Source organism: Leifsonia sp. Ger2509 (genome assembly GCF_055231915.1).
Window position 1 is genome coordinate 3442733 of record NZ_JBUYVB010000003.1, and the last position, 23688, is coordinate 3466420.

At 66.8% G+C, this 23688-nt stretch carries 30 protein-coding genes; 17 read left to right on the forward strand and 13 right to left on the reverse strand.

Going from position 1 to position 23688, the window contains the following annotated elements; genetic code table 11:
• Window positions 1–30: 30 nt before the first annotated feature.
• Window positions 31–462, reverse strand: coding sequence for a VOC family protein (locus ACV7NN_RS16695; protein ID WP_463350679.1), 432 nt, complete (start codon window positions 460–462; stop codon window positions 31–33).
• 58 nt (window positions 463–520) lie between these two features.
• Complete coding sequence (locus tag ACV7NN_RS16700; RefSeq protein WP_463350680.1) at window positions 521–979, reverse strand: Lrp/AsnC family transcriptional regulator; 459 nt, start codon at window positions 977–979, stop codon at window positions 521–523.
• 97 nt (window positions 980–1076) lie between these two features.
• Between ACV7NN_RS16700 and ACV7NN_RS16705 the strand changes: the two genes are divergently transcribed.
• The 3 genes from ACV7NN_RS16705 to ACV7NN_RS16715 all read left to right on the forward strand — a co-directional run bounded on the left by ACV7NN_RS16705 (window position 1077) and on the right by ACV7NN_RS16715 (window position 4198).
• Window positions 1077–1715, forward strand: coding sequence for a LysE family translocator (locus tag ACV7NN_RS16705; protein WP_463350681.1), 639 nt, complete (start codon window positions 1077–1079; stop codon window positions 1713–1715).
• A 77-nt stretch (window positions 1716–1792) separates the two neighbouring features.
• Window positions 1793–2590 carry a lysostaphin resistance A-like protein gene (locus ACV7NN_RS16710; protein WP_463350682.1) on the forward strand — a complete coding sequence of 266 codons (798 nt, stop codon included), beginning with the start codon at window positions 1793–1795 and terminating at the stop codon, window positions 2588–2590.
• 72 nt (window positions 2591–2662) lie between these two features.
• Window positions 2663–4198: a glycosyltransferase family 39 protein gene (locus ACV7NN_RS16715; RefSeq protein ID WP_463350683.1), complete on the forward strand. Its 1536-nt coding sequence runs from the start codon at window positions 2663–2665 to the stop codon at window positions 4196–4198.
• A gap of 44 nt (window positions 4199–4242) precedes the next feature.
• Here the strand turns inward: ACV7NN_RS16715 and ACV7NN_RS16720 are convergent, their stop codons facing one another.
• Entirely contained in the window at window positions 4243–5361 is a 1119-nt protein-coding gene (locus ACV7NN_RS16720; RefSeq protein ID WP_463350684.1) for a chitinase, read from the reverse strand.
• Window positions 5362–6380: 1019 nt separating this feature from the next.
• On the reverse strand, window positions 6381–7037 hold the full coding sequence (locus ACV7NN_RS16725) for a fasciclin domain-containing protein (protein WP_463350685.1): 657 nt from the start codon (window positions 7035–7037) through the stop codon (window positions 6381–6383).
• A 146-nt stretch (window positions 7038–7183) separates the two neighbouring features.
• On the opposite strand from ACV7NN_RS16725, the gene ACV7NN_RS16730 reads away from it, so the two are divergent.
• Window positions 7184–9019 carry a cytochrome c biogenesis protein DipZ gene (locus tag ACV7NN_RS16730; RefSeq protein WP_463350686.1) on the forward strand — a complete coding sequence of 612 codons (1836 nt, stop codon included), beginning with the start codon at window positions 7184–7186 and terminating at the stop codon, window positions 9017–9019.
• A 130-nt stretch (window positions 9020–9149) separates the two neighbouring features.
• Here the strand turns inward: ACV7NN_RS16730 and ACV7NN_RS16735 are convergent, their stop codons facing one another.
• The 5 genes from ACV7NN_RS16735 to ACV7NN_RS16755 form a co-directional block, all read right to left on the reverse strand.
• Window positions 9150–9587: a VOC family protein gene (locus tag ACV7NN_RS16735; RefSeq protein ID WP_463350687.1), complete on the reverse strand. Its 438-nt coding sequence runs from the start codon at window positions 9585–9587 to the stop codon at window positions 9150–9152.
• 42 nt (window positions 9588–9629) lie between these two features.
• A complete protein-coding gene (locus ACV7NN_RS16740) occupies window positions 9630–10043 on the reverse strand; it encodes a hypothetical protein (protein WP_463350688.1) in 414 nt (137 codons plus the stop codon).
• A gap of 130 nt (window positions 10044–10173) precedes the next feature.
• Window positions 10174–10830: a hypothetical protein gene (locus ACV7NN_RS16745; protein ID WP_463350689.1), complete on the reverse strand. Its 657-nt coding sequence runs from the start codon at window positions 10828–10830 to the stop codon at window positions 10174–10176.
• Window positions 10831–10898: 68 nt separating this feature from the next.
• A complete protein-coding gene (locus tag ACV7NN_RS16750) occupies window positions 10899–11357 on the reverse strand; it encodes a DUF6114 domain-containing protein (protein WP_463350690.1) in 459 nt (152 codons plus the stop codon).
• Between the two features lie 29 nt (window positions 11358–11386).
• On the reverse strand, window positions 11387–11983 hold the full coding sequence (locus tag ACV7NN_RS16755) for a DUF6230 family protein (RefSeq protein WP_463350691.1): 597 nt from the start codon (window positions 11981–11983) through the stop codon (window positions 11387–11389).
• Window positions 11984–12137: 154 nt separating this feature from the next.
• Between ACV7NN_RS16755 and ACV7NN_RS16760 the strand changes: the two genes are divergently transcribed.
• The 8 genes from ACV7NN_RS16760 (at window position 12138) to ACV7NN_RS16795 (ending at window position 16341) form a co-directional block, all read left to right on the forward strand.
• On the forward strand, window positions 12138–12743 hold the full coding sequence (locus ACV7NN_RS16760; RefSeq protein ID WP_463350692.1) for a TetR/AcrR family transcriptional regulator: 606 nt from the start codon (window positions 12138–12140) through the stop codon (window positions 12741–12743).
• A gap of 67 nt (window positions 12744–12810) precedes the next feature.
• Window positions 12811–13233: a nitroreductase/quinone reductase family protein gene (locus ACV7NN_RS16765; RefSeq protein ID WP_463350693.1), complete on the forward strand. Its 423-nt coding sequence runs from the start codon at window positions 12811–12813 to the stop codon at window positions 13231–13233.
• Window positions 13234–13316: 83 nt separating this feature from the next.
• Window positions 13317–13706, forward strand: coding sequence for a nitroreductase/quinone reductase family protein (locus tag ACV7NN_RS16770; RefSeq protein ID WP_463350694.1), 390 nt, complete (start codon window positions 13317–13319; stop codon window positions 13704–13706).
• A 20-nt stretch (window positions 13707–13726) separates the two neighbouring features.
• The gene (locus ACV7NN_RS16775; RefSeq protein ID WP_463350695.1) at window positions 13727–14149 is read left to right on the forward strand and encodes a (deoxy)nucleoside triphosphate pyrophosphohydrolase; all 423 of its coding nucleotides are present in this window, start codon (window positions 13727–13729) and stop codon (window positions 14147–14149) included.
• A 72-nt stretch (window positions 14150–14221) separates the two neighbouring features.
• On the forward strand, window positions 14222–14638 hold the full coding sequence (locus ACV7NN_RS16780; RefSeq protein WP_463350696.1) for a hypothetical protein: 417 nt from the start codon (window positions 14222–14224) through the stop codon (window positions 14636–14638).
• 84 nt (window positions 14639–14722) lie between these two features.
• Window positions 14723–15112, forward strand: a complete 390-nt coding sequence (locus tag ACV7NN_RS16785; RefSeq protein WP_463350697.1) for a hypothetical protein — start codon at window positions 14723–14725, stop codon at window positions 15110–15112.
• 75 nt (window positions 15113–15187) lie between these two features.
• Window positions 15188–15769, forward strand: coding sequence for a helix-turn-helix domain-containing protein (locus ACV7NN_RS16790; protein WP_463350698.1), 582 nt, complete (start codon window positions 15188–15190; stop codon window positions 15767–15769).
• A 35-nt stretch (window positions 15770–15804) separates the two neighbouring features.
• A complete protein-coding gene (locus tag ACV7NN_RS16795; RefSeq protein ID WP_463350699.1) occupies window positions 15805–16341 on the forward strand; it encodes a DUF6036 family nucleotidyltransferase in 537 nt (178 codons plus the stop codon).
• A 95-nt stretch (window positions 16342–16436) separates the two neighbouring features.
• On the opposite strand, the gene ACV7NN_RS16800 is transcribed toward ACV7NN_RS16795, so the two are convergent.
• Window positions 16437–18518 carry a hypothetical protein gene (locus ACV7NN_RS16800; RefSeq protein ID WP_463350700.1) on the reverse strand — a complete coding sequence of 694 codons (2082 nt, stop codon included), beginning with the start codon at window positions 18516–18518 and terminating at the stop codon, window positions 16437–16439.
• Between the two features lie 11 nt (window positions 18519–18529).
• On the opposite strand from ACV7NN_RS16800, the gene ACV7NN_RS16805 reads away from it, so the two are divergent.
• The 5 genes from ACV7NN_RS16805 (at window position 18530) to ACV7NN_RS16825 (ending at window position 20965) form a co-directional block, all read left to right on the forward strand.
• On the forward strand, window positions 18530–19243 hold the full coding sequence (locus ACV7NN_RS16805; RefSeq protein WP_463350701.1) for a group II truncated hemoglobin: 714 nt from the start codon (window positions 18530–18532) through the stop codon (window positions 19241–19243).
• A 29-nt stretch (window positions 19244–19272) separates the two neighbouring features.
• Entirely contained in the window at window positions 19273–19971 is a 699-nt protein-coding gene (locus tag ACV7NN_RS16810) for a hypothetical protein (protein ID WP_463350702.1), read from the forward strand.
• A gap of 74 nt (window positions 19972–20045) precedes the next feature.
• Window positions 20046–20486 (forward strand): helix-turn-helix transcriptional regulator, encoded by a 441-nt coding sequence (locus ACV7NN_RS16815; RefSeq protein ID WP_463350703.1) that lies wholly within the window; start codon window positions 20046–20048, stop codon window positions 20484–20486.
• Between the two features lie 10 nt (window positions 20487–20496).
• Window positions 20497–20904 carry a VOC family protein gene (locus ACV7NN_RS16820; protein WP_463350704.1) on the forward strand — a complete coding sequence of 136 codons (408 nt, stop codon included), beginning with the start codon at window positions 20497–20499 and terminating at the stop codon, window positions 20902–20904.
• Between the two features lie 16 nt (window positions 20905–20920).
• Window positions 20921–20965: a hypothetical protein gene (locus ACV7NN_RS16825; RefSeq protein ID WP_463351314.1), complete on the forward strand. Its 45-nt coding sequence runs from the start codon at window positions 20921–20923 to the stop codon at window positions 20963–20965.
• Window position 20966: 1 nt separating this feature from the next.
• Here the strand turns inward: ACV7NN_RS16825 and ACV7NN_RS16830 are convergent, their stop codons facing one another.
• From ACV7NN_RS16830 to ACV7NN_RS16840, 3 genes are all read right to left on the reverse strand, one after another.
• Entirely contained in the window at window positions 20967–21263 is a 297-nt protein-coding gene (locus ACV7NN_RS16830) for a hypothetical protein (RefSeq protein WP_463350705.1), read from the reverse strand.
• Window positions 21264–21418: 155 nt separating this feature from the next.
• Complete coding sequence (locus tag ACV7NN_RS16835; RefSeq protein WP_463350706.1) at window positions 21419–22330, reverse strand: DsbA family protein; 912 nt, start codon at window positions 22328–22330, stop codon at window positions 21419–21421.
• 131 nt (window positions 22331–22461) lie between these two features.
• On the reverse strand, window positions 22462–23682 hold the full coding sequence (locus tag ACV7NN_RS16840; RefSeq protein WP_463350707.1) for an RNA polymerase sigma factor: 1221 nt from the start codon (window positions 23680–23682) through the stop codon (window positions 22462–22464).
• Between the last annotated feature and the right edge of the window lie 6 nt (window positions 23683–23688).

The following is a 23688-nucleotide window of genomic DNA, read 5'->3' on the forward strand; positions in this document are numbered from 1 at the left end:
AGGCGCCAAAGAGGGCGCCCGTCGGGTGCTTCACTGCAGGCAGAACTCGTTCCCCTCCGGGTCCCGCATCATGATCGCGAACTCCTCGTATGGCCCCCACGACCCGCTGAGCGTCTTTTCCACGGATGCGCCAAGTGCGACAAGACGATCGCGTTCGACCTCCAACTCCTCTCGCGACGCGCGACGATCCTCGAACGGGGTGATATCGATGTGCATGCGGTTCCGCTCCCGGCGCTCACGATGGTAGCGAGTGAAGTAGAAACGCTGATGGTTGGGAGCGTCGTCCCACGCCTCCGCGCGGGCCGAGATGTCGTCGTCGCTCAGTCCCGCCTCCCGCAGCTCGGCCTCTTCTTCCGGCGCCCAGCCGACCCGTTCCGGATAACCCATGACGGCGGACCAGAATCGGGCCAGCCCCGCGGGGTCTTCGGCATGAAAGGTGACATTGGCGATGCGCACGGTCATAGGGCGAGGATATAGACCTCGAGTGTCGTACGACAGCGCTGCCCGGGGTCACGTTCGACTAAAGGTCTGCGGGGTACGGCCGATCGACGACGATGTTCTTCATGACGAGTGTCGAGTTGAAGCGTTGCACCCCGGGCAGCGTGGCGAGCAGGTCGTCTTCGAGTTGGGCGTAGGCGTTGAGATCCGTGGTCCGCACCCGCAACAGATAGTCAGGGTCGCCGAAGAGGCGTTGTGCGAGAAGCACATTCGGGATCTCGGCCACCGCCTTCTCGAACGCGATCAGAGTGTCGCGGTCTTCCTGGCGCATCGTGACGAACACGAGCGCCTCGAAGTGGAGGCCGAGCGCGGTCGGGTCGACCACGGCCCGGTAGCCGAGGATCGCGCCGGACCGCTCGAGGTCGCGCACGCGTCGATGAGCGGGGGAGACGGTCAGGCCGACCCGCTCTGACAATTCGGTGATGCTCTGCCTCCCGTCGAGTTGCAGCTCGACAAGAATCTTGCGATCAAGACGATCCATTGCCATCTTCTTCCTCCCACGCGGCCCGATCGTGGAATTAGTTGCAAGCACTTCCTCCCGATTATCTCGTAGTTTCCTTCTGAGAGGAGGTGCAGCGATGGAACCCTATCTTCTGCTGGCCTTCGCGGGCATCGCAGCAACCTTGATCGTCGTTCCCGGACCGGACTGGGCGTTCATCCTGGCGTCGGGTCTGCGCCACCACGTGGTCGTGCCGGCCGTCGGCGGGCTGATGCTCGGCTACCTTCTGCTCACGGTGATCGTGGCGATGGGGGTCGGCCCGCTGGTGGCAGCCGTCCCGTGGGTGCTCACCGCGCTGACGTTCGCGGGCGCCGCCTACCTCATCTACTTAGGGATCCTGACGCTCCGACGGCCACCAGCGTTGGCTGAAGGCGGCGGTGAAGCGGAGAGCGGGCCGGCGCGGGGCGCGTTTGTCGCCCGCGGATTCGGCGTGAGCACCCTGAACCCGAAAGGGCTGCTCGTCTTCCTCGCGATCCTTCCGCAGTTCGCGAGGGCGGATGCGCCGTGGCCGCTCGCGATCCAGCTGGCCGTCCTCGGCTCGGTCTTCGTTGTCGTTTGCGGGCTCTTCTATCTGGTGCTCGGATTTGTTGCCAACCGCGTACTTCGCTCGAGGCCGAAGCTCACCCGGCTGGTCTCGCGCGTCGCCGGGATCGCCATGATCCTCATCGGCGCTGCCCTCATCGCCGAGCGCGCGACAGCAGTGAGCGGCCACAATTGATTCAGCAGGCCACACCAGCCCAGCGCGCCCCTCCGGCTGGGAGATCGGCACTCGACAGACTCGAGAGAAGAGCAGCTATGAAGCGCCCGGCGAGCAGGGACACGCGCGCTGTCATCGTGTGGGCGATCGCCCTTCTGGCGGTCACGGCGCTCGGCGCACTCTGGCTGAACGCGACCGGCGCCAGCTACCACGACTTCTCCCCGGCCATCCTGCTCATCGCGTACTCGCCTGGACTCGTGGCGCTCGCCGTCGCCGGGTTCCTGCCGGGTGCCGGAGGTTTCCGCTCGATCCTCCGCCAGTTCCTTCACTGGCGCACCGGCATCCGCTGGTACGCCCTCGCACTCCTCGGACCGTTCGTGCTGGTACTGCTGGCGACGGCGCTCTTCGTCGCCTTCGGCGGCCACCCTCCGGCTCACTGGCTCGTCGTGCCGTCGGCGGCCGGTATCGGTGTTCTTGTGGGTCCTGTCATCGCCGGTTCGATCGGCGAGGAGCCTGGCTGGCGCGGCTTCGCGCAGCCGCACCTGCAGAAGCGGTTCCGGATGGTTTCCGCCGCCGTGATCGTCGGCCTCATCTGGAGTGTCTGGCATCTCTGGCCCCTCCTCACCGCGGCCGGCCGCGCCGACACCAGCGTTGCCGACGTCCTGCAGACATTCGTGCGGCTCGTCGCGACCGCAGTGGTTTACGCCTGGCTCTACGACAGGTCGGGCGCAGGCCTCGCGGTTGTGATGGTGGCGCACGCGGGACACAACCTGGCGATCGACTTCGCGGCTCCGGAACTGGTCGGCTCGCAGGAAGGCGGCTGGATCATCGCGTTCCTCTACCTGGTCGCTGCGATCGCTGTCGTCATCCTCGTGCCACGACTCCGCCGCCGTTGACGGCGGGAGCCGGCCTGCTGTAAGCAACGTGTGTGCTAACCGATTGTTGTTTCTGGAGTGCCAGGGAGCGTGATGAGCGACTCGATATCTGAGCTGACCGGCAACACTGCGCCCACCACACCCCGTCGCGCCGCCGGCTTCCTCCGCGCCCATCCCGAACTGATCGTCGCCGTCGCCCTCTTCATCGTCTTGGTGGCTACCAGTTCCCAGTACGGCTGGCATCGCGACGAGTTGTACTTCGTTGTCGCGGGGGAGCATCCGGCCTGGGGCTACCCGGATCAGCCCGTCCTGACGCCGCTTCTCACTGCCGCGATGAACTCGCTCGGGCACGGCTCTCTCGTCGTGGTGCGTCTTGCGTCGGCCGCAGCGAGTGCAGCAACCGCCCTGCTCACAGGCATTGTGGCCGGCCAGCTCGGCGCGACTCCGCGCGCACGTGCGATCGCGGCGACCGCGTGGGCGGTCGGAGCGATCAGTCTGGTCACGGGGCATTTCGTCGATACGACGACGTTCGACATCCTCGCGACGGTTGCCGTCTGCAGCTGTCTTCTGCAGGCGATCACCGTCAATTCAGGACGCTGGATGATCGCGGCCGGCGCCGTGCTCGGCTTCGGGCTGCTGAACAAACTGACCGTGGGATTCGTCATCGCCGTGGTGTGCGCCTCGCTTCTTGCTGTGGGTCCGCGCCGGATGCTGTTTTCCCGGTCCGCGCTCATCGGCGCTGCCCTGGCGTTGCTCGGCGCCGCTCCGTACCTGATCTGGCAGTCGATGAACGGATGGCCCCAAATCGCACTCGCCCACAGCATCGCGGGAAGCGGTGCGGAAGGCGGCCGGATAGGTGTCATCCCGTTTCAGTTCCTGCTCGTTTCGCCACTGCTCGCTCCGCTGTGGATCGCAGGCATCGTGCGATTGCTTCGCAACCCGCACGCACGGATCGCTCGGGCGTTCGCGGTCGCCTATCTCGTCGTCCTCGTGGCCATCATCGTCGCCAGCGGTAAGGCGTACTACGCAGGCGGCCTTCTGCCGGTACTGGTGGCATCCGGTGCCATAGCGACCGATGAATGGGTGCGTCGGAGGCGCAGCGGCCGGCGTCTGGGTCTCGTCGTGACAGCACTCGGCCTTGCATTCGTCATTGACGCGGCCCTCGGTCTTGCCCTTCTGCCGGTGCGACTGCTCACCCCCACAGGAATTGAGAGGATCAATCCGGATGCGGGCGAGCAGGTGGGTTGGCAGCAGTTCACCGCCTCCGTTGCGACTGCATTCGATGCGATTCCTCCAGGGCAGCGCTCGACCGCGGTGATCTTCACCGGCAACTACGGGGAGGCCGGCGCCATCGACAGGTACGGTGGCGCGCTGGGATTACCCGAGGCTTTCAGCGGCCACAACGGTTTCGCCGTCTGGGGGCCGCCGACGACGCGCGGTCCAGTGGTCGTCGTCGGGCTGCCGGGCGGCCCAGCGCTTGCCCGGTATTTCTCGGGTTGCCACGTCGTGACCCACGTTGACAATGGGTCAGATCTCAACAACGACGAACAGGGGGATGCGGTGCAGCTGTGTTCCGGCCCGGTGAAGCCGTGGGCAGCGCTGTGGCCCGAGTTGGTGCACTACGGCTGAGGCGTGATGGCCGCGGCGGCCCCCCGCCGCCGCGGCGGTTCAACTCAATACCACCAGCTGGCGAACCGAGCGAATGCCTTCGAGAATGCCCACGGCGCCTGGACCACGCCGGAGCAGTTGTTCGAACCTTTCACTCCGGGGCACGAACCGTTGTCGCGCTGCAGGGCCCAGAAGCTCAGCTCATTGATGCGTTTGGAGGCGGCCCAGTCGACCAGCGGCGACGCCTGCGCGACGGTGAACGTCTCCTGTGGTCCGAAGTCGTCGATTCCGTTCATCTGAATGATGCCGACCTTGTGCCAGAGGGCCGCGTCCGAAGCGTTCGGGGCGATCGTCGCCCGCAGTTGCGCGACCAGACCGGCGGCTGCGGTCTGCGCGTCGGCCAGCATGTCGTGGGTCACTCCATCCCAGTAGTCGAAGGTCATGATGTTGACCCCATCGATCGGCGCGTGGTATTTCGCTGCCGACTGGAGGAGGGCGACGCCCGTGGCTCCCAGCCCCTGCGGGGTCGACGGCAGGGTGTAGGCGACGGAAAGACGACGGTGCTGCGCCGCCGCCCAGCCCTTCACCTCGGCGATCGCCTGGTTGCGGCGGTCGATGCCCGCCAGGTTGCTGAGCGAATCGGCCTCGATATCGAAGTCGAGGCGCTGCACTTTGTAGGTCGTGATGACCTTCTCGTAGGCCAGAGCGATCTTGTGAACGTCTGTGCAGCTGTCGGCGATCTCGGTGTTCGTGGTGTCGGCCGAGTATCCGCCGAACGACGGGATGACGTCGCCGCCGCGCAAGCGGATGCGATCGATCGCGGCGCCGAAGGTGCTCGCATCGACCGGGGTGGCAGTATTGCCTGCCCAGTACACGGTGCATGATCCGGCGGCCTCGGTCTGAAGGAACGCCAGTGACATCACTCTGGAACCCGACTCCTTCGAGAGGTCCGCGAGATCGCTCACCGAGGTGACGTCGACGTAGGGAGCCGAGAAATGCGGCGGCAAGGGGAGGGCGGGAACGATGAACGGCGAATGGGTTGCACCGACCGAGCCGGTGCTCGCGGGCGCGCCGGCTGGCCCGGCCCCCGGCACGGAGGCCGCGGCGGCCGGTAGGGCGGCGGCCGCGACGCAGAGCGCGGCCCCGAGCGTTCCGGCGGCGAGTGTGTAGATGGCACGCTTCATGTAGGACTCCCTCGTTGACGTTCGAGTGCAACGGCTCGTCCGCGCACCCGTTGAGCGAATATCACGTTAGTTAGTAAAGCAAACTAACAAACGTGAATGTAGCAGCAGTGGTGCTGCCCCACAAGAGGGGGACAAGGCGTCCAACGGATCCAGTCGATCGCGCGCATGAGCTTCGAGAATGCCTTGCCCCCTTCGCGACGGGCTGCGCTTTGGCAAACGCGCGACAGGAAGCCGAGCCCGGTCAGTGGACGGGGACCGCACTACCGGTGAGTTCATGGCGTGAGAATGTGTAGACGAAGCAGTAATACGAACGCGCCCCTGATACCCACTCGGCAGCAGTCTTGGGGTAGCGCACGTCGATCTGGACGTCTTCGTTCCAAACCGCGACCCAATCCCAGTTCAAGAGGCCTGGAGCCACGCAGAGGTTGGTGGCTTGGCTATCCAGCGCTTGCATTCCAGGGAAGGCTGCACCAGCAGGCTGAGGCAGAACGCCCCGAGAAAGTAGCTGCGCGATGTGCGGCTCGGCGCAGTTGACCACCGGATAACTGTCCGCCGACGACGAAGGATAGATCTGAAGGCAGTCGCCCGTTTTGAGTGAGTCCACCGGTCGGGCGGGAACGGTGGCGATCTCCGTCGGGGTCGGCCGCGGAGGCAGACCCAGGGGAGGCGGATCCGTGGGCGCTTCCGGGATCTGCGGCGACACCCCCTCGGGCGTGGGCGAAGTGTGTGCTCGAGCCTCCCCGGCCGGAACTCCGATAGCGAGGGCTGCGACGACCAACAGCGCGACAGCCACAACGCCTGTGGAACCGGCGAACAGAATCCAACCGCGCCGCGACAGCCCCGCAGGCTCCGCACCGGACGATAGGTCGGCGCGCCTTTGCGATCGGCGGTCTCTCACACATTTACCCTAACCGCGAGCACGACGACCCATCTCGCCGAGGCGAGCGGATCAGAATCAGGAAAAACTCTGGGCCGCCGGATGCAATCGATGCATCCAGCGGCCCAGAGGGATTATGCAATTACTTCGCCGGAGGCATCAGCACCGAGTCGATGAGGTACACCGTGGCGTTCGCGGTGTGCACGCCGCCGCAGATGACGTTCGCGTCGTTGACCTTCAGGTTGTCCCCGGAACCGGTTACGGTCACATCGCTGCCCTCAACGGTCTTGTGCGTGCCGACGATGTCCTTCGGCGCGATCTGGCCGGCGACCACATGGTAGGTCAGGATGCTGCTCAACGTCGGGGCGCCCGCATCCGTCTTGAGCGTGTCGATGGTCGCTGCGGGTATCTTCTTGAACGCGTCGTCGACCGGAGCGAAGACGGTGAACTCGCTGCCGTCGAGCGTGCTGACCAGGTTCACCTTCGAGTTGATCTTGCCGGAGACGGCCGCCACCAGGGTGGTCAGCAGCGGGTTGTTGCTCGCCGCGGTCGCGACCGGGTCCTGCGCCATGCCCGCGACCGAGCCGGAGCCGCTCGGCACCTGCTTCGCGTAGGCGGCGCATCCGGGACCGACGAGGTCGGCGGCCGGATCCATGGTGGCGGATGCGGATGGGCTGGACGAGCTCATCGAAGAGCCCGTGCCCGATGCCGAGCCGGTCCCGGACGAGCAGGCGGTGAGCGAGAGCGCGGCGAGGGCAACGACGCTGGCTGCCGCGAGGGAGATCTTGGAACTGCGCATGAGTAAGGCTCCTTTGGTGGATGACGGTGTTCGTCGTTCTGCCGGGCGTTCGGAACGACGGTCGTGAACGGATTGGAATGAGATCGAAACCGGTCGGATGCGGTCCCCCGGCAATCCGCAGCGGCCCGGCGTTCCGAATGCGGAGCATGTACCTGACCCTCGCGCTGATCGGATTCCTCGGCGGCCTCATCACCGGCATCTCGCCGTGCATCCTCCCCGTACTGCCCGTCATCTTCTTCTCCGGCGGCGCGCAGAGCGCCCGGTCTTCAACGCGGACGCGTGGCGCTGCGGCGGCCACGACTGCCGGGGGCGACTCGAACGCGGCCTCGTCGGTAGGTGGCCGCGCATCCACCGCCACCCTGAACAGAGAGGACACGGCGACCGCGCCGGAGCCGGAGCGCACCGTCTCCAAGTGGCGGCCGTACCAGGTGATCCTCGGCCTGGTCGTCTCCTTCAGCGTGTTCACGCTGCTCGGCTCACTGCTGCTCGCGGTGCTGCACCTCCCGCAGGACGTCCTCCGCTACGCGGGCATCGTCGTCCTGCTGCTGCTCGGCATCGGCCTGATCGTCCCGCGCTTCGAGGAACTGCTCGAGAAGCCGTTCTCGTGGATCCCGCAGCGCAACGTCGGCACCGACCGCGGCGGTTTCGTCCTCGGGATCGCGCTCGGCGCGGTCTACGTGCCCTGCGCCGGGCCGGTACTCGCCGCGATCACGGTCGCCGGCTCGACCGGGCGGATCGGGATCGAGACGATCATCCTCACCCTCTCCTTCGCGATCGGCGCCGCCATCCCCCTTCTCATCTTCGCTCTCGCCGGGCGCCGCGTCGCCGAGCGGGTGAAGTCGTTCCGCAAGCACCAGAAGCGCATCCGGATGACGGGTGGAATCCTGATGATCGTCCTCGCGGTGGGCCTCCTGTTCAACCTCCCTCAGATGCTGCAGCAGCTCATCCCTGACTACACCTCCACGCTGCAGGACCAGTTCTCCAACTCGGGCCAGGTGTCCAAGGCCCTGAACTTCGGGGGCCTCGTGAACGCCGAGAACAAGGACCTCTCGAAGTGCTCCAACAATGCGTCCACGCTGGAGAGCTGCGGGACCGCGCCGGAGATCACGGGCATCCAGCAGTGGTTCAACACACCGGGTGACAAGCCGGTCGCCCTGAACCAGCTGCACGGCAAGGTCGTCCTGGTCGACTTCTGGGCGTACTCCTGCATCAACTGCCAGCGCTCACTCCCGCACGTCGTCGCGTGGGACAAGACGTACAAGGATGCGGGACTCGAGGTCATCGGCATCCACGCCCCGGAGTATGCGTTCGAGAGGGTGCCGGCCAACGTCGAGTCGGCGGCGAAGGGGTTCGGGATCACGTACCCGGTCGCGATCGACAACACCCTGTCGACCTGGACGAACTACCGCAACCGCTACTGGCCCGCGCACTACCTGATCGATGCGAGCGGCGCTGTGCGCAACATCCAGTTCGGCGAGGGCAACTACGCCCAGACCGAGGGGCTGATCCGCCAGCTGTTGCAGCAGGCCAACCCGTCCGCGACCCTTCCGGCCTCGACTGACCTGGCCGACACGACGCCGCCGACCTCGAAGATTACGCAAGAGACGTACCTCGGCTACACGAAGGCGGCGAATTTCGGCGGGGGAGTGCCGTACTCGTCCGGCGCCGCGGAGTTTTCGCTGCCGGCCGAACAGCCAGCGAATTCCTTCGCGCTGCAGGGGGGGTGGGATGTCGGGACCCAGTCGATCACTCCGTCGGCGGATGCTGCGAGCATCCGGCTGGACTTCACCGCGAAGGTGGTCCAGATCGTGCTCTCGGGCACGGGGGATGTGCAGATCGAGCGGGATGGGAAGGCCACCACTGTTCACGTGGATGGAGTACCGAACGCGCGCACCCTCGTGTCCGACGGGTCGTCGGGCGCGGGGACGCTGACCGTACGGATCCCGAAGGGCGTGCAGGCCTACTCGTTCACGTTCGGGTAAAGGTTCCCCTCACCCCCCTGACGGCCGCGCCAACAAGCTGACTCCCGGCACAGGTGCGGCGGCAATTTGGACGGTACCTAAATCCTGCACGTAGTTTTGGGTCCCTCCAAGGCGCATCGGCGACACGCGCTTAGCCCTTCTTCAACTCCTGTGCGAGCATCACGATGATCCCGCTCGGGCCGTTGATGTAGGTCAGCTTGTAGATGTCCTCATACGTGGCCACCCCACGAAGCGGGTAACAACCATGCTTCGCCGCAATCGCAAGCGCCTCATCGATGTCATCGACTGAGAAGGCCACCCGATGCATCCCGATCTCGTTCGGACGCGTCTGCTCCGTCTCGATCGCATCAGGGTGGATGTATTCGAAAAGCTCGAGTTGGCCGTGACCGTCTGGCGTCTGGAGCATCGCGATCTTGGCGTGGTTGCCATCGAGGTCGACCGCGGTGTCGGCCCACTCGCCGCTGATCGTGTCACGGCCGACGACGGTGAGACCGAGGTCCGTGAAGAAGGAGATCGTCTCTTCTAGGTCGCGAACGGCTATGCCGACATTCTCAAGTTTGATGGCCATGCGCCGCATACTACCCGCGGTGCGAAGGCCATCCGGGCGCCGTCACGCCCCGACAGCCGCCCGCAGAATCTCCGCGATCCGCTTCTTGTCCGCAGCATCCATCTTCGTCACCGCGAACCCGACCGGCCACACGTTGCCGTCGTCGAAGACCGCCGCCTGCTGGAACTCGAGGGTCGCGTAGCGGATCTTGAACTTCGAACCAGGCTTGAAGGCGACGACGACCCTGCCCTCGGCATCGGCGTAGGCGGGCATCCCGTACCAGGTCTTCGCTGCGAGCGACGTGTTCTCGGCGACCAGCTGGTGGAAGGCCTCGGCGAGTTCCTTGTCGGTGCCGGTCAGTGCGGCGATAGCTTCATCGCACGCTGCGGCAGCGTCCGCGCCCTGCTGGGCGGCCTTCTTCTCCGCGACGGTTGCCCGCATCGCGGCCTTTTCTTCTTTGCTGAAGATGGTGGTCATGGTGTCCTCCCTGTGTCTGTTCTGAGACCAATCTAAGGTCGGCGCGCGACCACCGCTTCTCGAATTCTGCTCGATCACATCGGTCGCCGGGCTCGGCAGCAGCCACCAACGCCTCCCACCGACGACCCCGCTACCCGTGAAGCGCCTGGTGCGACGGGATCAGACTGATCGACGCCGCAGTCACGCCGACGAGCCCGAGGTTCACGCGCAGCAGCGTGGGAGGGACCCCGCTGTCCGGCGGAGGTGTCGCCGCTCCGAGCGTGAAAGGCGCCCCATCGAGCAGGGTCGCCGTCGCTGAGTCGACGTAGACCTGCACGTTTCCGCGCAGCTCCATCGTTCGCGCATCCGAAATCAGGGCGGGGCCCGTCTGCTTGCGCACGTTCAGGTGGAAGTCCTTGATCACGATGTCGTCGGCCGTGAGCTTCAGCACCGGCACTCGGCGACCGTCGGCGAGCGGGACGGTGACGAGGGTGACCGAGTGCAGGCCGGTGAAGGTGATGGATGATCCGGTGAGTTGCGCTGCCGGTTGCGTGAAGATCGGCGCGCCCGGGTCACGGACCGCAGTCGGCGGAGCGGTCGGGGATGGCGTGCCCGGCACACCCGGCACAGGGCTCGTGCCGATGCCCGGGATCGGTGCGATGGGCAGCGGGATCGTCGGCGACGGCGACGGCGACGGGGATGGTGACGGCGAAGGCGACGCACCACACGGCGCGATGATCGGGATGCACAGGTCGGCACGGGCGCCTTCCGGCGCCCACGACGCACCGATCCCGGTCGCCGCAAGCACCAGCGCGAGACCTGTCGCGCCGACCCCCAGCGGGGCACGGCTGCGGTTCCGGATGCGTGACCGCCGGCTCAGGATCGACTCCGAGCAACGTGCGCGGCCTCTGCTCGCGACTCGGCGGGCGCATCCGCGAGCGAAGGGGTGACCGGCTCGCCGTCGCGGGCATCCGCATCCGCCGACCGAGGCATCCACGAGACCGTGAGGATGCCGCCGACGACGCCCAGGAGCATCCCGACGAAGAATCCGCCGAGGTTCACGCCGACGAGCGAATAGACGGACACCGCGAGGGCGATGACGCCGTAGAAGATGCGGTGTGCGGGCATCGTGATGACGAGCACGCCCAGCAGGACGAGGAGCACGGGGACGATGGTCGCCTGCAGGCCTTCGATGCCGAGCTGCACGTGGATCTTGCCCAGATCGAGCTGCCCGGAGAAGAACAGTTCGACGCCGGCGAGGGCGGCGAGTATCCCGCCGACGAACGGGCGTTCGCGGCGCCACGCGCCGAACCGGGCCCAGCGTCCGGTCGTCATGCGGGAAGTTCCTTCGCGCGCGTCCACCATCAGAAGCATCCGTGCGAGCCGTCGGTGAGCTGAACGTGCATCCCGGTCAGCGTGAACACTGACGCCTGGGTGCTCCACGCCGTCTGCTGCAGGTTCCTGATCGTGACCGAGTCCGCATCCTGTGCGAAGTCGCCCGCGCTGCCTTTGTGGCTGGTGTTGACGGTGGACGCATCAACGCCGATCCGGATGTTCTTGAACGTCGATTCGCCCTTGAGGTCGGTCATGCCGATCTGCAGGTCGGTCGCGGTCGCCGGCTTGCCGCCGCCGCCCGCGGTGATCAGCAGGCCGACCTTGCCGAGAGGAGTGTCCGTGACGACGGACTGGCAGAGGTCGGAGAGGCTGGCCGAACCGATGTTCGCGATCGCGACCTGGTGCGGTTTGCCGGCCGTGTCGGGCGCGACTCCGGCGTACTGGGAGAAGGATGTTCCGTCGAGTTTGGATGCGCTGATCTGGAACTGGCTGCCCGATACCGAGAAGGAGACCGGAACGGCTCCGTTGGCGACGCCGGCCATGAGGAGCGTCGAGACGACGGCGACAGGGACGGCGGCGAGAATGATGCGCCCGGTGTGCGTGCCGGTGAGCTTGCGGAACTTCACAGATCCTCCTCGATCTTCGTTCAACGGGGGAGTCGCACGACCCCCATCCGGGTGTCATTCGGCTTCGCTTAGGGACTCTATTCGCTATTGACGAAAAGTCAATAGGCGGATGCTCGGAGGGTCGCGGCGCGGATGCGGCGGCTAGGCTCGCACCATGCAGGAGGATCGGCGAACCCGGCTGACCCCCGACGAGCGTCGAGCCCAGCTCGTCGCCCTCGGGGTGGCTTCGCTCGCCGACCATCCCCTCGAGGAGTTGACGATCGAGAAACTGTCCGAGCAGGCGGGCGTGTCTCGGGCGCTCCTGTTCCACTATTTCGGGTCCAAGCAGGGGCTCCACCGCGAGGTCGTCCGCACCGCTCGCGACAGCATGCTGCGGGCCACGGAGCCTGTCGCCGAGCTGCCTCCGCTGGAGCGGCTGCGCGACACGTTGGGGCGGATCGTGCAGTTCGTGCGCGACCACCGGGGGACGTTCTACTCGCTCGTGCGCGGTGTGGCCAGCGGTGACCAGGAGGTGCGCGAGGTCGTCGAGCAGGCGCGCGAACTCCAGGCCGCGCGGGTGGTGGCCGTCTTCCTCGAACTCGGATTCGAGGACTCGGTGCTGCTGCGGATCGCGCTCCGGTCGTGGGTGGCGTTTGCGGAGGAGGCCCTCGTCGAGAGTGTGATCGACGCGGATCTGGCGGCGGATGAGGTCACTGCGTTCCTGGAGCGGAGCGTGCGGGCTGTCGTGGAGTCGGTCGGGCATCCGCCGCCACCGATGTGATGCCTGCCGCACTATGCGCAACGAGCGGAGCGCCTGATAATCGAAACACGAAAGCAAAGGCGGTCTCATGTCGGAATCTGGTCACACCAACTGGAACGAACCGATCATCGCGGAGTTCCGCGCCAATGACGGCACGGTCAACTCACGCGGCTTCGGCCGCAGCCTCGTGCTGCTGCACCACATCGGCGCGAAGAGCGGCGTCGAACGCGTGACGCCGGTGATGAAGATCGAGGATGGCGACGGCTGGCTCGTCGCAGCATCCAAAGCGGGTGCGGATGACCATCCCGCCTGGTACTTCAACCTCCTCGCGCACCCCGACGTCATGGTCGAGCTGCCGGGCGAAGGCGAAGTCGCCGTGCACGTGGAGGAGCTCAAGGGCGCCGAACGCGACGCCGGCTGGGAGAAGTTCAAAGCGGCGAGCCCCGGGTTCCAGAGCTACGAGGCGCGCACGACGCGCTTGATCCCGGTGCTGAAGCTGCACCGGCGATGACGGGCACCTTCGACGCCCGCAACGGCACCTATGGCGCGAGGCAACCGCGTCCCGGTCGCTTGATGCACTGGATGAACACGCGGATGGCAAAGCGGGTCGCGCGCAGCGGTCGCGGCTTCGGAGGGACGAACGCGCTCGTCGTCACGAGTGTCGGCAAGAAGAGCGGACTCGAGCGGTCGAACCCCGTTGCCTGGTTTCCGGGCGACGACGGCAGCTGGATCATTGTGGCATCCGCGGGTGGGGGCGCCCGGAATCCCGCCTGGTACTACAACATTGCGGCCCACCCCGACCGCGTTCGGATCACCGTGGCCGGCCGTGTCGTCGAGGTGAGCGCGGTGCAGCTCCACGGTGCCGAACGCGCTGAGGCGTGGCGCCAGATCGTGGCGGCGGCGCCCCAGTTCGCCAAGTACGAGACGGTGACGGATCGGCGCATCCCGGTCATCCGATTGTCCGAGCGCGCAGCGCAGGCGTGACGGTTCCGCAGAGTCGCGCCGTGCCCGCAGCGTCCCGGGCGCTCGATGTCGTAGCGGCTGTGATCGTGGATGGTGGGCGCATCCTCGCGTGCCGGCGCGCGCCGGGCAAGGATGCCGCGGGCAAGTGGGAGTTCCCGGGCGGCAAGATCGACCACGGGGAATCGCCGGAAGCGGCGCTGGCGCGGGAGATCCGTGAAGAACTCGACGTCGACATCTGGGTCGGGTCGCTTCTCGAGGACACGTCGGTGACGGTCGATGCCGTGCTCATCCGTCTGCGATGTTTTCGCGCCGAACTGGAGGGGGAGCGGCCGACTCGGAGCACAGACCATGACCGGCTCCGGTGGCTCGAGCCGCGCGAACTCGGCGAACTGGACTGGGCTGAGCCGGACATCCCGACGGTCGAGAAGCTCGCCGCGCCGGCATTCCGCATCCAGCCGGATTGAACCCTTTCGCCCGCCCCCTCGTGTCTTCTGTGACGGTCTCCGCCGGGGGACAGAATCGAAAGCGAGCTTCACATGGCTGACACGGATATCCAGTTGACGGGACGCAGCAACGGTCTTCTGACGACCATGCGGGTCCTGAGCGCGATCGTGCTTCTTGCGATCGCCGGCATCCACCTCTTCCTGGTCTTCGACGGCGTCGGCGGACTGCTCGGCGTGCTCTTCATCCTCAACGTGGTCGCGGCTGTCGTGCTGGCGATCGGGATGCTCGCCCTGCGCGGCAGGCTTTTTGCGATCGCCGCAGTGCTGAGCCTGCTGTTCGTGATCGCGAGCCTTCTCGCGCTGCTCATCGCGCTGACGGTCGGGCTCTTCGGTATCCACGAGGTGTGGAGCTTCACGCTCGTGCCCGAGACGGTCATCGTCGAGGCGATCGGCATCGTGGTGCTCGGCATTACGTCCGCGGTCGTGCTGCGCGCTCCGCGGACGGCCTGATCGCACGCGGGCCCGCGGCCGGGCCGCGGGGCAGGCTGAATGATGCGCGAGAAGAGCAGGCGGTCACGCCCATAAGCTCAAGGGGTGACTTCTGGCAACGACACCTGGATCGTCGATCCGGTCACGCAGATCGAGTTGCGGGTGCCACCTGGGATTGCGCCGGAGCGTGCGATCAAGCGCGCTGAACGTCAGAGGGCAGGCGAGCTGGTCGGCTTGCGGGTGCGGCCCGAGCATGGAGTCGCATGGCCCGTCTGGCACGTCAGCCACGGTTTGGCCGAGGAATCATCTTTGGACATAAGCGACAGACTGGCGACCGGACTCCTTGACTGGGCCGCCTTCTGGCAAGCGCACGTGAACCTCGACGGGGAATGGTCTTCCGTTGCCGCGCGAGATGAGTGGTGCCTGCGCGAACGAGAGCTGAAGGCCCAGCTCGAAATCGAGCTCTGGGATATTGCGTACATCGTCGACAGGTAGCGAGGAATTCCCAAGGCCCCCACGCGGTTGACAATTGTAGCTATAGCTACATATTCTCAACATGAAGGAGGGGCATTGGCATCGACGATCAAGGCGACGCGGCTCGCCCAGGGCATCAGCGTGAACGAGCTTGCGCGCCGCCTTCACGTGACTCCGAGCGCGATTTCGCAGCTCGAGCGTTCCGAGAACGAAGGAACGATCAAGCTCAAGTCGCTCAGGGACGCGCTGGCAGCGATGGGTGCCGGCCTGCGATTGACGGCGGGACCAGAGAGCCCTCTGTCCAGGTATGCGCCGTACCGTGTCGCGGCGTCCATGGCGGATGCACTCGTTACTGATCGGGATCCCACCTTCGCACTGAGACTGCTCACCCAGGGAACGCAGGAGCTCGCGAGCAATCTCGCCGCGATGGACCGTTCGGAACTAGACATCGCTCCGACGCCGCTTCCGGACCCCAAATGGGACACCCTCATGCGCGCAAGCTACGCCCACGCGCTCGCGGGATCGCGACGCCCGGAGTGGACGAAGGCCAGAAAGCTGGCTGAGCCTTGGTTCGTCTCGCAGTTCCCGGTCCTTCGGGAGCGTGCGAAGACCTCAACACCCGACTACTTGCGCCGGCTGAACATCTTCATCGATGAGCGCAGTCTGTCGAGGGCTTGATGGCGCACAGCGAGCACCAGATGGACCCAGCTGGGGTGCGTGAGCTGCTTGACGAGTTGAAGGAGCGACTTGAAGCCACTGGCGTGAGCGCCCGGATCCATATCGTGGGCGGCTCGGCGATGGCCTTGTTATATCCGAACGACAGTGACATTCGAACGACACAGGATGTGGACGCTGCATTCCGCCCTCGCGACGACGTTCTCAGTGTCGTTGCGAAGATGGCGCGAGAGCGGGACCTTCCGCTCTCGTGGCTGAACGCCAACAGCACGCCGTTCATCCCACCCGGCTGGCTATCGCCCGACGTCGCCGGCGAGGGGGTGACGCTCACGGTTGCCACAACGAACGATCTGATTGCCATGAAGTTGGCCGCTGCTCGCGAACAGGATCTTCACGATCTGGGGATTCTGGCGCGACATGCTGGAATCACACGGGCTGAGCAACTCGTCGATATCGCGTTCGACGCGTACGGTGAGGATTCGCTGGTCCTGACCGAGTCGCGTCACGACTACCTGCTGATAGCCGAGCAAGCACTCCAGCACGCGAAGAAACGCCCCCGACGTCGCAGTGAGTAGGGAGGGACGAGACTCCTCAACCACACACGAGGGGCCCCGCCCCGCAACCGCGCAAACCGCGACCACGAGGCGGGGCCCCTCCCTTCACGCTCCCGTCAGCGCGAGCTCACCACCGTGAACCCGCCGGCTTCCACTGTGACGTTCGCGTGCGATCCGAGCTTCGACGGTCCGCCGACCGCCTGGCCGTACCGGTCGTAACGCTGAACCATGACCGGCCCGCTCGCGCTCAGTTTCTGCCAGGTCCGAGCATCCGTGCCGTTGACGTAGATGTCACGACTCGTGCTCGGTCCCGCCTGGCCGAGGTGCGAGACGACCGGCTGAAGCATCACCGCATCCAGCGAGACGGCGCCGCCCATCCGGGCGGTGAGTGTCGTCGTGCCTGCGGGTGCCGTGCCCGGCAGCGTCTGGGGCTGCAGGTAGACCGTAGTCGGTGCGATCCCCTGCGGCGCGTGCGTCGAGTTCGAGCTCGTGCCGAGGTTGGTCATCCGTGAGCGGGCCGTCGCCATCCAACTGGTCGACCCGGTTCCCGATGGGTTGCCGAGGTCCGCGATCGGCAGGATGCGGTGCGCGCCCGCCAGCTGCGGAAGCGTCAGCGTCAGCGTGTCACCGGCGTTCGCCTGCACGAACTTGCCGCCCGACCAGTTGGCCGAACCGGTCCAGGCCGACGGGGGAGTGATGATCGTCGCGGAGCCGGTGAGCGTTCCGCTCTCGGCTTCGACGACGGTCAGACCGTCGGTCGCGGTGGTGCGGTTCAGCGACGTGGCGATCCGGGCGACGTCCGGATGCGCATCCAGTGCCAGCATCGACAGCTCGGTGTGGATGGTCGACTCGGCGCCGCAGTTGTGGTTGATCGTCGTGTCGGAGTTGATTCCGTCTACGCACACTCCTGTTGCCGGGTCGTAGACCGGAACGCCGGCGGGGTTGGCACCGAAGTACCAGGCCGCCTGGGCGCCCGCCAGCTGGTCGAGTCCGCCCGCGTGGGTCGCATCCGCGACGGCGAGCAGGCCTTCGACCCGCGAGTCGACACCGTACGCGATCTGCGTCTGGTCGGCGGGCGTCGGAGTCCAGCCGTTGCCCGGTCCGCCGGTCGCGAGCAGCTGCGCGGTGAACTGGGCGGTGTCGACCGCTGCGGTCCGCTGGTAGTCAGCCCTGTGCAGAACGGATGCGGCCGTCGAGAGCGCCGCCGGCTCCATCCCTCCCCAGGCGTGCCAGAAGGTCGGCGAGTTCTCTTCGGGCAGGATGGCGCCGAACGGCCACTTTCCGATGCCGCCGCTCGCCATCCGGTTGATTCCGTCGGCGTAGCGGGCCAGTGTGGTCGCCGCGGTCTGGTCGCCCGGTGCCGCCCTGACGTAGGCGCTGAGGCCGAGCACCGCTTCGGAGGTAGCACTTGCACTATCGACGATCAGCCAGCCGGGAACCTTCACGCCGTTCGCGATCTCGGTCGTGCCGTACTTGGCGAGCGACTGCTTGCCGAGGGCGTCGAGAGCGAGAGTCATGCGCTGTTGCAGGAAGTCGGCGAACGCCGGGTCCGCGGTCTTGAAGCCGGCGTAGCCTTCGCCGAGAGCCCAGACCGTGCGGGCCAGCCAGAAGGACTCTGCCGAGTCGCTCGGGTTCGGCAGCTCCACGGGGATCGCGCTCGGGTTGAGCGTGCCGTCGTGCTGCTGCCACAGCACCACGTTGCCCGCGTTCGGGCCGCTCGAGGTCTGCAGGTAGGTCAGTTCGCGCAACAGCTCATACGCGTGCTGCTTGCTCGACGGGGTGTGGTTCTGCGCCCAGTCGCGCAGGTAGACCACGGCCGAGCGGGAGATGTCGTCGGCGTCGAACGAACCCTGCGAGTAGTAGCCCTTGACCGGATCCGTGATCGGGCCGCCGCCGACGTGCGTGAACGTCCCGTCGGCGTTGCGGTTCGCGTACACCCACGGCGCTGTCGCGGTCGGCTCGGTTGCTTGCCGGTACGTGGTGTGACCGGGGACGTTCGCCAGGAGCGGCACGGAGTCGAGCAGCCAGTCGAGGTGCGCGAGGTTGGTGAGCCTGGGGGTCGTCGTCGGGGAGGGATGGGATGCCGGGGTTCTGGTGGCGGATGCGGAGGCAGCGGCGGTCGATGGCGCTGCGGAGGCGGGCAGCTGGCCCGCGATCGCGATCGCTGTGGCGGTGGCGGCGACGGTGGCTATCGCCAAGCCGCGCCGCAGTGCTGAGCTGCGTGGTGCTGGTGATGTGCGTGGTGCTGATCTGCGTGGTGCTGATCTGCGTGGTGCTGGTGTGTGGGGTGGTCGCATCGTTGCGGTTCCTTTTCCTCAGGCCGGTATTGCGAGATCTAAACCGGTTTAGGCGGACGGTAGGCGCGTTCATCCGCAAAGTCAACTGGGGCCGCGGATGGCAGGCGCTGACGCAGGCGGCAACGCAGTCCCTCTACCCCGCCGCCGCGGAACGTGGCAGCCTTGGCATCATGCAGACGGTGTTCGAGGCGGCCGGTGGTGCGGAGGGACTGCTGCGCCTGGCCGCCGCATGGCACGAGCGGGTGATGGCGGATGAGGTGGTCGCCCACGCATTCCACCACGGCGTCCGCCCGGATCACGCCCAGCGCCTCGCGGCCTACTGGGGTGAGGCTCTCGGCGGCCCGGCCGACTACACGGATCGCTACGGCACCGAGACGAGCGTCGTGCGTCTGCACAGCGGCAACGGCGAACACCATGACATGGACGACCGTGCGATCGCGTGCTTCGACGTCGCGCTCGCGGATGTCGGACTCGACGCCGACGATCGCCTTCGCGGAATTCTTCACGACTACTTCGCCTGGGCGACGACCACCTCGATGGCGAGCCATCCGGAGGGGCCGGACGACGTTCCGGATGACCTGCCGGTTCCGCGCTGGTCGTGGGACGGGCTCGTCGCCGCGAGCTAGGAAGACCATCGAGCAGGAGGGGATCGACGATGGGAACGCTGACAGGATTCGCACCGAGCACCAACGGTCTGCACTACCCGAACTCGTGGCCGTCCGAACCGGACGTGAAGATCGCCACACCGTTCGGATCCATCCCGATCGGCGACGCGTCCAACGGTCTCTGCGGCGGCATGGCGTTCGCTGCAGCCGACCTGTTCGTCGCAAAGCGGCTGCCTCCCGAGTCGGACCAGAATCCTCCCGCCGACTCGCCCGCCTTCGACTACATCGTGCGCCGCCTGATCGACAGCTTCAACATCCCGGCGGGCGTCGCCGAATACTACGAATGGATGGTGCTGGGCCGCGAGGATGTCGGCCTCGGCCTGGTCATCCACGGAACCTCCTATCGCACGGTCGAGGAGGAGCTTCCGAAGGTGCGACGCGCGATCGACGCAGGCAAGCCGTGCCCGCTTGGGCTGATCCTGGTCAACTCGACCAATCCGGCGGACCTCGGCAAGAACCACCAGGTGCTGGCTTACGCCTACCAGGACAGCGGCAGCACGACGACGGTCTCGGTCTACGACAGCAATGTGCCGGACACCGAGGTGACGATCACGTTCAGCACGGCGCATCCGGAGCGGGGCACAACGTTCGGCTATTCGGGCAACGAGGCGGAGTTCTTCGGCTTCTTCGCGGTGCCGTACCGGTCGGCGGATCCGTCGGCCCTCTTCGACGCGACTCCCCGGCACTGAGTCGGCGACAGGTCGTGAAACGGATGTCCGTGCCAGCGGGTTGACGTGTCGCACGCCGGTAGTAGCCTCGTCTCATGACGCCTCAGGAGCTCGCCAACCTCGCGCACCTGCGCCGGGCACGTGACTTCATCGACCGGGAGTACGCCCGGCCGCTCGACGTGCCGACCCTCGCCTCGCGTGCGCTGATGTCGCCGGCGCATTTCTCGCGCCAGTTCCGTGCGGCCTACGGCGAGACGCCTTACGCCTACCTGATGACCCGTCGCATCGAACGTGCCATGGCGCTGCTGCGCGAGGGGATGAGCGTCACCGACGCGTGCATGACCGTCGGCTGTACCTCGCTCGGCTCGTTCAGCTCCCGCTTCACCGAGATCATGGGCGAGACACCCACCGCGTACCGCCAGCGGGAGCACCACGCGGTGACCGCGATGCCGCCGTGCGAAGCAAAGGCGCGAACGCGTCCGACGCGCACCAAGACGAGCAGGATTCGAGAAGCCGCAGACGACAGCGCTGCCTAGCGTTGTCGGTATGACAATCTCACTTCAGTACACGAACATCACCGTCAACGACGTCGACGAGTCGGTCGCCTTCTATCGCGACGCACTCGGCCTCGCGGTTCGCAACGATGTGGCCAGCGGCGGGCACCGCTGGGTGACCCTCGGCAGCGACGAGCAGCCCGAACTGGGCATCGTGCTCTCGGAGCCGCACGCCGGGCGTTCGCAGGCCGACGGCGACACGCTTCAGGAGCTGGTCACCAAGGGCGCGCTCGGCCCGATCGTCTTCTGGACCGACGACCTGGACGCAACGTTCGAGACGTTGCGCGCAGCCGGGGCGGAGGTGCTCCAGGAGCCCATCGACCAGCCGTGGGGTCCCCGCGATTGCGCCTTCCGCGACCCGTCGGGCAACATGATCCGGATCACGCAGGCCTCGGTCTGACCTGCCCGGCGCTGACCTGCCGGGCGCTGACCTGCCGGGCGCTGACCTGCCCGGCGCCTGACCTATTCGACGAAGTCGTCGTCGTTGGGGATCGCGTCGAACGGGTCGTCCTGCCTGTTGTGCTCGTCGTAGGTCGGTGACGCCTCGCCGGGCGAACCGCCCGTCGGCCCATCGTTGCCGTCGCCGGCACCGGACCACACGGTCTCACCGGCGACGGCGTCGTTCGTCACCAGGTGGTCGGCGAAGTCGTCGTCGCCGATCGTGTCGTCGAGCGCGTAGTCCTTGTCGCCGTCTTTGTCGTACCCCAGCGCATCGTGTCCGTCCGCGTCGAACTGCGGGGTGATGTTCTCGTTACTCATGGGGTGAACGCTACTCCGGCAGGCCCGAGCGTCAATGCGCTGGGGCCGCCGGAGTATGACGAAGCGGCTGCCTCGGGAGCACCGGGCTCCGAGTGCTCGGCCACCGTGCGCCGGACGGGGAAGCGCTGCTCCGCCCGCCCGGCTCCTGCGGTTGGCTACTTGCTCGGCGTCGGTGTCGGTGTCGCCGTCGAACCCTTCGATGCGGACTGCACAGCCGAGCCGACGAACTGCAGGAACGCGTTGGCGTCGGTCAGCGAACCCTTGTACTGCTGGCCGTTGACGATCACCGTCGGCGTACCCGTCAGCTTCGCCATCGTCGAGTTCGGCAGCGGTTTCGTGAGCACGCGGTTCGTCGCCGAACTGACCCAGTCCTTGAAGGTCTGGTCGTTCACGCACTTGGTGATCGCGGACGAACTCGCGCCCGCTCCCTTCAGCACGGACAGGATCTTCTCATCCGTCAGTCCCGTGCTGCCCTCGGCCGGCTGGTTCGCGAACAGGGCACTGTTCACTGCGTAGTACTTGTTCGGGTCGTAGTTCGCCACACACGCGGCGGCGTTGGCCGCGCGGGTCGAGTACTTGGTGCCGCTCGACGAGTTGTCGAGGATGGCGATCGGGTGGATCTCGACGGTCGCGATACCGCCGTTGAGCCACTGGCCGATCTGGGTCGCGTTCGCGGTCTCGAACTCGCTGCAGTACGGGCACTGGTAGTCGACGTACATCGTGATGTTCGCCTTGCCCGCGTCGTTCGTCTGGGTCGTCGGCGTCGGGTTCTCGCCCTTGGCGATCGCCGGGGTGGTGACCGCCTTGGTCGTGCTCGTGAGCAGGATGCCGTTGCTGACCATGTTCTTGGGGTTGGCAACGTTCGCCGACGCGGAGACGCCGTTGTAGACGAAGAGTCCGACGATGGCGAGGATCGCGATCACAGCGACGCCGATGGACCCCTGGAGCCACGCTTTGCGGCGTGCGGCACGCTTGCGAGCCTCTTCGCGCATCTGACGCGCGTGCTCGCGGGCCTCCTCGCGACGGTCGCGCTTCGACGGACCGTTCGCGCCCTTGCCTGTTGCCATCCGGATTCATCCCATCGACGATTCTTGACACGTACCGTGTCGATGCTAGGGGTCCGTACCTTTGAGTCGGCTGTGGCGTGGCCGACGATGTCCTCACATGTCTCGAAGCGTTGTTCGTTGGCCCCGGCCGATCATCCGCGCAGGGATGCCCCGACCCGCGCCGCCTGGGAGCGGAGGTAGTCGCGCTCCTGACTGTTGAGAGCGGCGCGGGCGGCCCGGCCGTAGGCCTCCGCGGCCGAGGGAAGGTCGCCGGCCCGCTCGAGAAGGTGGGCTCGCACCGCGTCGAGGCGGTGGCTGGTGGTGATCCGGTCATCCCCGTCGAGCGTCCCGAGCAGCGCGAGGCCGGCGCGCGGTCCGTCGACGCGGGCGAGCGCCACCGCCCGGTTCAGGGTGACCACCGGGGACGGCGCGACACGGTCGAGCACGTCGTACAGGGCGAGGATCTGCCGCCAGTCCGTCTCGTCATCGCTCGGAGCCTCGTCGTGCACCGCCGCGATCGCCGCCTGGAGCTGATACGGGCCGACGACACCGCGACCGAGTGTGCGCGTCAGCAGGGCGACCCCCTCGTCGATCGTCGCGCGATCCCACAGCTCCCGTCGCTGCTCGGCCAGCGGGACCAGCCGGCCGTCCTTGGTCTCGCGTGCCGCACTCCGCGCATCCGTCAGCAGCATCAGCGCCAGCAGGCCGTTGACCTCGCCCTCCTCGGGCTGCAGCCCCTGCAGCATCCGCGTGATGCGGATCGCCTCGGCCGTGAGGTCGGAGCGCTGCAGGGAGTCACCCGACCGGGCCGCATAGCCCTCGTTGAAGATGAGGTAGAGCACCTGGAGTACGACACGGAGCCGAGAGGCCCGCTCGGTCGCATCGGGCAGGATGAAGCGGGCACCGGCCGCACGGATGCTCTGCTTGGCCCGACTGATCCGTTGTGCCATCGTCGTCTCAGGCACGAGGAACGCACTCGCGATCTCTGCCGTCGTCAGCCCGCCCACCGCCCGCAGGGTCAGTGCGAGCTGCGATGGTCCCGAGAGCGCTGGATGGCAGCAGAGGAAGATCAGACGCAACGTGTCGTCGTCGTCGCTCACCTCGGCTTCTCCCGGCGGTTCGGACTCCAGCACGGTCTGTTCCCGCCTCCGACGAGCACTCTCACTGCGCCAGGCGTCCGTGAGCCTGCGGTCGGCGACCGTCGTCAGCCAGGCGCGCGGGCTGTCGGGGATGCCGTCAACCGGCCAGGTCGCGGCTGCGGCGATCAGCGCCTCCTGGACCGCATCCTCGCACGCGTCGAACTGGCCGTACCGGCGCACGAGCGTGCCGAGCGCGTACGGCGCGGCATCGCGCAGCGCCTCCTCGAAACGCACCCGTCG